This is a genomic window from Acinetobacter sp. ABJ-A23_2 (assembly GCF_044538765.1).
Lineage (GTDB): Bacteria > Pseudomonadota > Gammaproteobacteria > Pseudomonadales > Moraxellaceae > Acinetobacter > Acinetobacter nosocomialis_A.
The window spans coordinates 1-9840 of record NZ_JBIUCP010000075.1 but is presented as its reverse complement, the minus strand read 5'-3'; the positions used below and the strand labels follow the sequence as shown (position 1 = coordinate 9840).

At 39.7% G+C, this 9840-nt stretch carries 2 pseudogenes; both read right to left on the bottom strand.

What is annotated here, in order from left to right:
* Window positions 1-106: 106 nt before the first annotated feature.
* Window positions 107-370 (bottom strand): annotated as a pseudogene (locus tag ACH63V_RS17320) (ribonuclease domain-containing protein); the annotation flags it as partial.
* A 204-nt stretch (window positions 371-574) separates the two neighbouring features.
* Window positions 575-9840, bottom strand: a pseudogene (locus ACH63V_RS17315) (hemagglutinin repeat-containing protein); the annotation flags it as partial.

The following is a 9840-nucleotide window of genomic DNA, read 5'->3' as shown; positions in this document are numbered from 1 at the left end:
GAGTAAATCTCATAAATAGTTTTTAGATTACTATCCACTACTAAATTTAACTCATTTCTATTTCCAAATTCTTCAATGCCCAAAAAACTATATAATCTTTGACTTTTCATTTCAATTTTCTCCAAGTATTTCCAAATGGTTTATTGGTTGATGAAATTGGTTTACTCATATCTGGTCTAATATCCCCATAATGATTTGGAGAATACCACATAGAACCATCACTACCCACCACAATTCGTTGAGGACCACGACCATTTATACCTTGAGTGGGAACAACCCATTCTGTGTAACTAGGCCCATTTGGTAATTTAGGGTTGGTATTATTTCCATAAACTTTCCCATCTTTGAAAGCTGGATTAGGTTGATTATTCAATATCCGTTGAAGGGTTGGCTCCAAATCAATATCTTTTTTAATAATTCTACCATCTATCATAATAGGTTGATTAGAAATTACTTTTGGTAAAGAACTCATCCAAGCTTGTTTTTGTTCATTTGTTAACTGTCTACTAGCTACATTATCAGGATGATACGGATCTGTTTTTATAGCAGGCTTTCCTCCACTTACCTGCTGGCCTTTTACCCCGCAACAATTCGCATTATGAACCCATACCCCCAACTCACCAACATGGTAGGTGTGGTATCCTTCAACCTCAATGTTATAAACAGTTTCAAGTCTGTTTGGAATTAATGTCTGGCTTACTATCGTAATTTCTTGATTATCACGATCTAATAAAGTCATACCTGACTGTAACAATGATGCTTTTAACCAGCCTAAACCTTTAATCCAAAATGGATGTTCAGCAGTGGTTTCCAGAATTTCTACCTGACCATGTTCATTCTGAACTGTTACTTGAAAAATTGGTTGGTCAGCCGTTATTTTCGTTGCAATTACAGGACGATAATCATATTCTAAAGTTAGATCATTTCTTGCCCAAACTAGTTCTCCACCAACAAACTGCTCTACAGCTTTTAGGCCCTGATCTGTTTCAATTAATGTCCCTGCCGTAAAACATGCCCCTCCAGAACATGCATGAACTGCATCTTGCATGGCAGCCTTCATTTTGGCTACATCACCTACTTTGCTTGCAGCCTCATAAGCTTTTTTTGCTTTATAAAAGTCTTTTGCTGCATCTCCCACTAACGGAACTAATCCCACTGTAGCAAATACATAATCACCTACCGTTTCTGCTTCTACGAAACCTTTAATATCCCCAATTACAGGTAAAACATCTGCTGTTAAACTTCCCGCTTTTTTGAGTATTGTTAATGTTTCATTACGAAGATATTGGCCACAAGCCGCTGAACCTGGTGCCAATCCAGCAGCAGAACAAGAAGCATTTAATTCCTTTTTCATAATTTGTTGACTTGCTTTTCGCTCAGCAGGAGAATCAATATTATTCTCTACTGCATTCTGCCCAATTACACCCGCCAACTGTGCATTTGATACCGAATCACCAACTGTGCCCCCAATAACTGCGCCAATCGCTGCCGTTAGGTCTCGTATACTTGATTTCACATTTTCAGGCAGTAAATTCGGTTCAAATTCTCCTTTTCCATTCTTATAAGCTGGGTCATCTTTATACTGATTCACCAAGTAATCTGCTGCTGCTTCACTTGCAACTGCTGCTCCACCTCCAGCGGCTGGATTACCTCCATTTAAGTAAGCAAGCGTTGCACCCAATATCGCATGAGACGCTAATTGTGCTGCCTTGTTTTTATCTTCACCATGTCCAAACTTCTCACCAATTTGCTGTGCGGCATAAGGTGCAAGTGCATTTGCAGCAACTTGAATATCAGTTTGCCCACCAAGTGCGCCTGTAACTGCCATTGTTACAGCATTCAACGCTCGACTCTTGTCTCCGCCCATTCCCCAAGCTTGATTCATATCACTTGCTTTAGCATAGTCAGGTGAATATTGACGTAGATATTCCTCTTGCTTTGCTGAATCAAGGCTTTGGTAGTACTTAAGCGCATCACTATCTAGCCCTAATTGATTAAGTACATTTTGCCTTTCAGCATTTTTTGTTTTTTCAGCCTGCTGCTGCTGATTCTGGCTATAAGTTCTCGTTGCTGCCGCAATCGTAGAAGTTGCATCCGCTACTGTTTTTTGCTTATCTAAAATAGTTTGTAAGTTTGGCAAAGTCTCAACCACTCTGTTGGCCGTCGAGGCATCACTATGAATACCCAATTGCTCAACCGTAGTCGACTTACCACCTATCGTAATATTACCTGCACTTAAAGTGGCATAAGTGGTACTACTATTTTTGTCAGACTCATGTTGCGGTAAGCTTGGGCTAAAGCTGGTGTTATCGCGCCAGTTAACGTTATTGGTATATTTAACACCTGAGCTGTCGGTGTTTGTTTCTTTGCCAAATTTAGTCCCGCCAGATAAGCTAACTGTCGTCGCATCGTACTGGCTTTGGTTTTCGATATTGCTAAAAGTTAAACGATTCGCAGTCAAATCATTATTGTCTTTAGATGCTGTCGAAACAATTGCGCCACCTTTTAAGTCAACACTATCTGCTTTCACATGGTATCCACCATCTCCGGCAAATAAACCAGACTGTTGATTAACGCTATTAGAATTACCAGAAGCCTGACTACTACTAAAATTACCAGATGCCTGCCATGCTGTACCGAATGAAGCTTGGACGCGTCCTCCTACTCCCATTTGGTTACTGCTTTGCTCAACAGTGTCTTGCAAACTTTCAACTTTAAGCTGACCACCTACATTTGCATCAATACGGTTAGCATTCGCTTGTGCTCCTCGTAAAGTGGTATCTCCTTGGCTCTTAAGATTAATTTGCTCGGCATTTAAAGTCGTATTATTTTGAGTCGTATTGTCTAAATGGTTGCTACCTTTACCATAACCTGCCTCTCCATAAATGTAGACGCCTGTTTGAGCTCCAACAGAAACGCCATAACCTACGCTTAATCCTGCATTGCTGTTTTTGCCATCTGCTTTGTTTTGGCTTTGTCCAGATTCCAATACAATATTTTTTGCTGAATCGAGATTAATCTTATCTTCCGCTTTCACCTGTGTATTTTGGAGATGAATATCGCCATTGGTACTGGTTAAGTTGACATTACCACCAGCTTTCAGGTTGTTTTGTTGCGAAGTGGCATAGCTACTGTTTTGCTGATTTTCACTGGTGCTAAAGCCAATACCTGCTTCTGCTTTAAATAATGCGCCACCTTTTATATCGCTATAGGTTTGATAACCCTGAGCACCTGCTGCAACAGCTTGTAGTGCCTGTGTACGATCATCCGCTTTGCTATGAGCAGTCTTATCTATACTGTTGATTAAATCCAAAATCGGTGAGCTGACTTTAGCAAATATGCCAATTTTTAAGTCATCTGCCGCACTAGATGAACTGCCTCGCGTATGATCCTCTAAAACATTGATTTGTTGCGCTGAAATGTTTAAGTCTTTTTTCGCAACAATATCTGCGACTTGTTGTGTATATTGATTCCCCGCCTGTATGTTGACGTTACCTGTTAGGCTTCCGACCTGACTACGTTGTTGTTCAATATCATTGCTATTACTTTGGCTATTGCCATTCATATAACCAAAGAATTTTTCAGTATCTGAAATCTGTGCACTACCAATGCCTTTGTTTGAACTATGCTCACTTTGGCTTTGGCTGTTTTGTGTAGACTTGATATTGATGTCTCGAGCAGCATTGAGGTTTACATCGCCCTGCGAAGCAATTGAACTACCCAAGATGTTAATATCACCTTGTTCAGTTTGTAAGGTAGTTTTTCCACCAACTGAAAGTTGTGTGCCTGTAGTTTTACTGGTGTTTGCTTGTCCTTGCTCTTGATTGTTAAATACACCGCCAGGTGCAATCCAATCACGGCTATCTGTGCTAAAGCCTTTTTGCTTACGGTCAGCCGTTTGCGCTGAGTGATCTTGCGCATAGGCAAGATTTATATTTTCTTTAGCATGTAATAAAGCATCACCTTCCGCAGAAAGCTGTGCGCCTTGACTATTAATGCTACCTTCTGCCGCAATAATATTTAAATTGCCTTTTGCAGCAACTTGCGTAACAACTGCTTGGCTACTAAAGGTATTCTTTGTTTGTTCTGTTTTTTTGCTTCCTCCAGAAATGACGATTGGGGTTTGTGCTGCCATGAGCCCTTTATCGATGGCATTGGCTTGCGACATGATTTTCCCAATAGCACTGTCAGAGTATTGGTTATCGCCCATACTCTTGTCATATGCAGATTTTGCCGCAAGTGCTGGTGAATAAGTCACACCAACAGAAATACCCGATTGTTTACTATGAACTTCTGAATATTTCTCATCGGTTGTATAGGCTGCATTTAGATTAACATTTCCCCCTTTTAAATTGAGGTTCTTACCTGCATCTAAAATGGCAGCTTCAGCGGTCAAATCTTTACCAGCAATAATCGTCGTATCACCTGTTTGGCTACGAATCACACTTTGGGCTAAGGTTGTAGATTTTCCATTCTCTTTTGTGTTTAGGTTAGATTTTGCGTAACCTACACTTGCTGCACCATCAGAAAGACTTGCATTAAATCCTGATTTCTTAACTGTCTGTTCCTGTTGGTTGGAATATTGATTTTCTGCAGTAGTAATCTTGATATTTTCTTTGGCTTGAATCTGCGTCAACTCTTTAGACACTACCTGACTACCCTGAATATTAATATTCTTAGCATCTAGTATGACTTTGTTGCCTTCAACCGTACTGGCAATCGCTTCATCACTTTGATTATGAATTAGATTACTTGTACTTTTACTACTTAATACACCTTTGTGTTTATTATAAGATTGACTATCAAATTGGCTAGTTTTACGGCCTTCTTCAATATTTAACTCATCAACTGCAGAAAGTTGGGTCGTACCTTGTACACTATTTAAAGCTGAACCCTTGACCTTAATATTTTGCCCAGATATCAATAATGAATCTGTACTATTAATCTGGCTGCCTATATCCTGAGTTTTTTGACTAGTTGCGTTATTTCTTGCATCTTGATAAGTAGTGAGTTTATAACCCGTTTGTACCGTTCCAATATCTACATTGCCTACAGTATTGATTACCGTAGCGCCATTGCTATTATTCAGTTCAGCAGCTTTAAGAACTGTATTTCCAGCGACATCTACAACTAGTGTCGCCTGATTCGGTTGTACAGTACTACCATTACCTACATATAAGCCTGCAATACGGTCCACACCAGTTATACTTGAACCGAAACCACCTACCTGACTTGTCGATGTACGGGTTGTAGTTTCAACTTTTAGGTTTCCACCTACCTTCAATGCCATTGCATCTTTGGCAATAATCTGTCCACCAATATTATTTAAATCTTTTTTAGCTTCAATCGCGACCTGATTACCCTGAATTCGCCCATTTAAGTTATGGACATTATCTGCTGTAATTTCTACTGCTTGGCGTCCAGCAATTGTCGCTCCGTTAATTAGATCGCCATCTAGATTAAATTTGATGCTATTACCAGAAAGTAATGTTCCATCTCCTTTTAAGTCCCCCACACGAGCTTTTACATAGACTTGTGGAACTAAAGCTTTAGCTTTTGTACCATCTTTTAAGATCACATCTTTTTCAACCAACCACACAATATCACTGGTCAATTGCGCGACTTGATCAGCACTTAAAGCAATACCTGGACGTAAACCATACTGTTTGGCAAAGGTTACCCCGTTATTCATCAATGCTTTATATTGCTCATCATCCGTCGTATAGCCCGCAAGGAAGCGGTAACCCGTTAAGTTGGCAATCTGGTCCTGCACCATACGTTGCTCGTAGAATCCATCCGCAAGACGTTTTTGTTGTAAAGCAGGGTCAAGGCCTAATGCATCCAACATATAATCTGAAGATAACCAATTTTTATAATTTGTAAAACTTGGGTCAGTTTCTATCAAATAACCAGCTTTGCTATCTTTATTAACTCTATACAATGCACTATTCGGAACTTTAACTTCAGATGCAGTCAAAGTCCGTATTTCATACTGTATCGCATCAGCAGTTTGATCTGGAGCATTTACCTGATCAATCATTTCTTGGGTATTTGTTTGATCTGCAGTATGCCCTTTTTGTTGGGTATATTTGTCAACCGCAACTGATAAATCTTTAGACTTTTGTGCTGGATAATTCTGTTGACTAGCGTTTATTTCACTATTATTTGTTACCTGCTCGCCATCTTTAATGACCTGATTTTGTCCACTAACCTGGTCTGCCTGAGCCACATTTAACTGGGACTCGGTAATAGTTGCATTTAAATCCTTAGATTGTTGCAATGCTTGATTTTGTTGTCCTTGCTGAGTCTGAGTACTATTCGATACATTCTCACTATGACCAATATTTAAGCTTTGCTCATTAGCTTGATTTGCTTGAGCCACATTTGTCTGTGAACCAGTAACACTTGTACTTAAATCTTTAGCTTGTGGCGATGCCTGATTTTGTTGTCCTTGTTGAGTTTCAGTACTATTCGATACATTCGCACTAGAACCCATGCTTAAATTTTGTGTACCAGCTTGACCTGCTTGAGCCACATTCGACTGTGAACCAGTAATTTTCGCATCTAAATCTCTAGATTGGTTTGTTGGCTGAGTCTGTTGCCCAGTCTGAATACTAGTATTATTCGATGTATTTACAGTATCGACTACACTAATATTTTGTCCTTGTGCATTTTGTGCTTGGCCTACCTGTGTCGAAACATCACTATCTTTTAAATCATTAAGATGGCTTGGATTGACTTGGCTAGATTGAATCTGAGTACCATTTTTATTATTGGAAACAGGTGTAACTGAAATTGAACTTTGATTAATTTTTTGATTACCCAAGGCCTGACTAATTTGCAAATTAATTGTGCTTTCAGTTGAAACTTCAAAAGGACTATCCCATTGCCCTTCATATTCCCAATGTTTAGTTTGAATCCCTTTATCTACAATTTTTTTGATTCCATCTATACCCTTGCCAGGCTCAATTACACCTCCCTGATTTTTAAGCTCGCCTCCAGCTAAAATTTGGCTATTATCGTTAAGAACATGTGCACTACCTAAATCTAGATTGCCACCTGCCTTAATTTGTCCAGGTGCTGACTCAACTGTTCTGGTTTCATAGGTAATTTCACTATAAGTGTATGTCATCCAGTCTTCATACCAGTTACCATCATAATACTTACCATCAAAGGTACACCAAGCATTACAGAATTTTTTGAGTCCATCTACACGCGATACTTCTACATTATCACTCGTTATAAGGTGTCGATTAATATTGTTTATTTGCTTGGCAAATAAATACATATCTCCTAAAGACTCGATCGTGGCACTTTCGTTATTAATGACACTCGCCTGACCAGTTGCTTTGCGGTTCGTATCTAAAGCTCCTCCTAAATACATCTTCCCTGCACTTAGAATCAATGCCTGACTAGTGTAATCTGTCGTATTAGCTAGGTTATTGAGTGTTTGAACCCCAAGGTTCATATCACCACGTGAAGCAATTACTGGTGCCTGACCATTAACATCAGGCAAATTATTTAACGTATTAGCGCCAATCGCAAGTTCTGTACCATATATACGACCCGAACCTTGGTTATTTACGATATTGGCTTTTAGAGTGGTGTAGTCGCCATTGATCAGTCCAGTATTATTAATCTGATCTTGTGCAATGATTTGAGTATCATGGCTCTCAATCTGAGCATCTCGACTATTATTAACATTAGTAGCACTCAGTTTTAGAGTGTTGCCGGCATTGATTTTTCCGTCATTTTGTATATCACCAGCCGTTGTTAAACTTAAATTATTATTAGCCTGTAACTGTCCAGCTTGGGTTTGCTTAAAGCTTTCTTGCAACTTAATATCAGCATTGCCTAAGCTTAAAATCTGACCATCTCCATTAAGAGACAAGGCCGCAATATTTAAATTTTCCCCCGCAAGTAATTTGCCCTTTTGGTTATTAATAGCAAGTGAGTTACCTTGAATACCGAGTTGCTCTACTGCACTGATTTCACCGAACTGGTTATTTAATTGTTGGCTAATATCCAATTGACTATTTTTACTGCTCCGAATTACACCAGATTGGTTATCAACAGCCAAAGCATTTAGGTTCAAGCTTCCAGCATCAATCCCCTGAACCGATGTGCCACTATTTGTTAATGCTGTATTTTGGTTATCCAGTTGCTGCGTACTAATATTTAATTGACCAGCTGCCATAATATGGCTGTCAATATCAGTAGTGTTAACTTTACCAGCATTATTGATTCGGTCTATATTCAATGACATATCGCCCATAGACAATAACTGACCAGACTGGTTGTTCAGTAGTTGGTTCTGTCCACTGCCTTGTAGCTTAAGGTTTTGAGCTGCTAGTAAAGTACCACTACCATTCTGTACCTGATTTGCAGTGATATCTAGAGTTTGACCACTAGCAATATAACCTTGCGTATTATCAATTGTGGCAAGATTTTTCAAAGTAAGATTACCTTGACTCAGTAGTCCACCTTGGCTGCCACTATGAGTATTAATTAAATCGTGACTTTGTGTATCAATACTTAGAACATTATTCGTTTGAATAAGCCCTTGATCATTATTTAAAGTACCAGAACGAATATCCGCGGTATCAGCACTGATTAGACCTTGTTTATTATTCAATTCCTGTAACTCGGTATCAATATCTAAAATTTGCCGAGCAATAATCTGTCCTTGATTATTATTTAGTCCTGAAGCATGAATATTAATATGCTGACCAGAAAGCAAAGACCCAGATTGATTATTTAGAACCTGATCCCCTATCTCCAGATTCAGGCTTCCCGCGACGCTACCAATTTGGCCTTGGGTATTATTTAAACCATGGCTTGTTAAAGTAATGTCCTGATTAGCTGTAATTGCCCCAGCCTGATTATTTAAAAGGCCTATAGTTTGTAATGTAACCTGACCTTGAGCACTGATCTTCCCAGATAGTGAATTATCAATTGATGCCGCATCTACAATGAGGTCTTGACCTACCTGTAATAATCCAGCTTGGTTGTTTAAAGTTAAATTCCCCACCTGCAGAGTCAAATGCCCTTGTGTTCCAATTTGACCTTTCTGGTTATTTAACCCTTGGCTATTAACCTCAATCCCCTGATCTGCTGAAATCACACCTTGAGTATTGTTCACTTCTTGCTGGCTTTGCAGATCAATCTTCGCCTGCGAAGTCATCTGGCCTGCCGTGCTGTCAAGTGACAAGGCCTTAACTGTTAAATCTGCTTTTGACTGTAATAATCCAGACTGGTTAACCACTGCCTGAGTACCCGCATCAACAGATAACCCACCCTGAATACTGCCGATCTGGCCTTGACGGTTATTTAATCCTTGTCCACTCAGGCTAATGTTCTGGTTGGCAACCATGCTGCCAGCTTCGTTATCAATCAGACCTGCACTGATAATATTCAACGCATCCTGTGCACTGATTTGTCCCTGCTGGTTGTTATTGACCGAGCTAGCATTAATCTGAACATTTGCACCGCCATAAATTTGTCCAGACTGGTTATTTAGCGTTTCACGAACAGTTAAATTTAGATCCGCCTGCTCGCCTGTCTGTATCACACCAGACTGGTTACTTAAGTTCTGGCTGCTTACCTGAAGTTGCTTGTTCGACAAGAGCTTCCCATGGTCATTCGTCACATCGCCCTGACTATTTAACGTCAGTCGATCCAGAGCACTGATCACACCACTGTTATTTAAACCGTTCACATCAAGCGTCAGGGTTTTCCCAGACTGGATAGCACCTGAACCATTATTCAGGGATAAGTCACCCGTCTGGATCAGTACATCACCTTGTTCCGTACCGATCTGACCGCCATCATTTTGTAAGC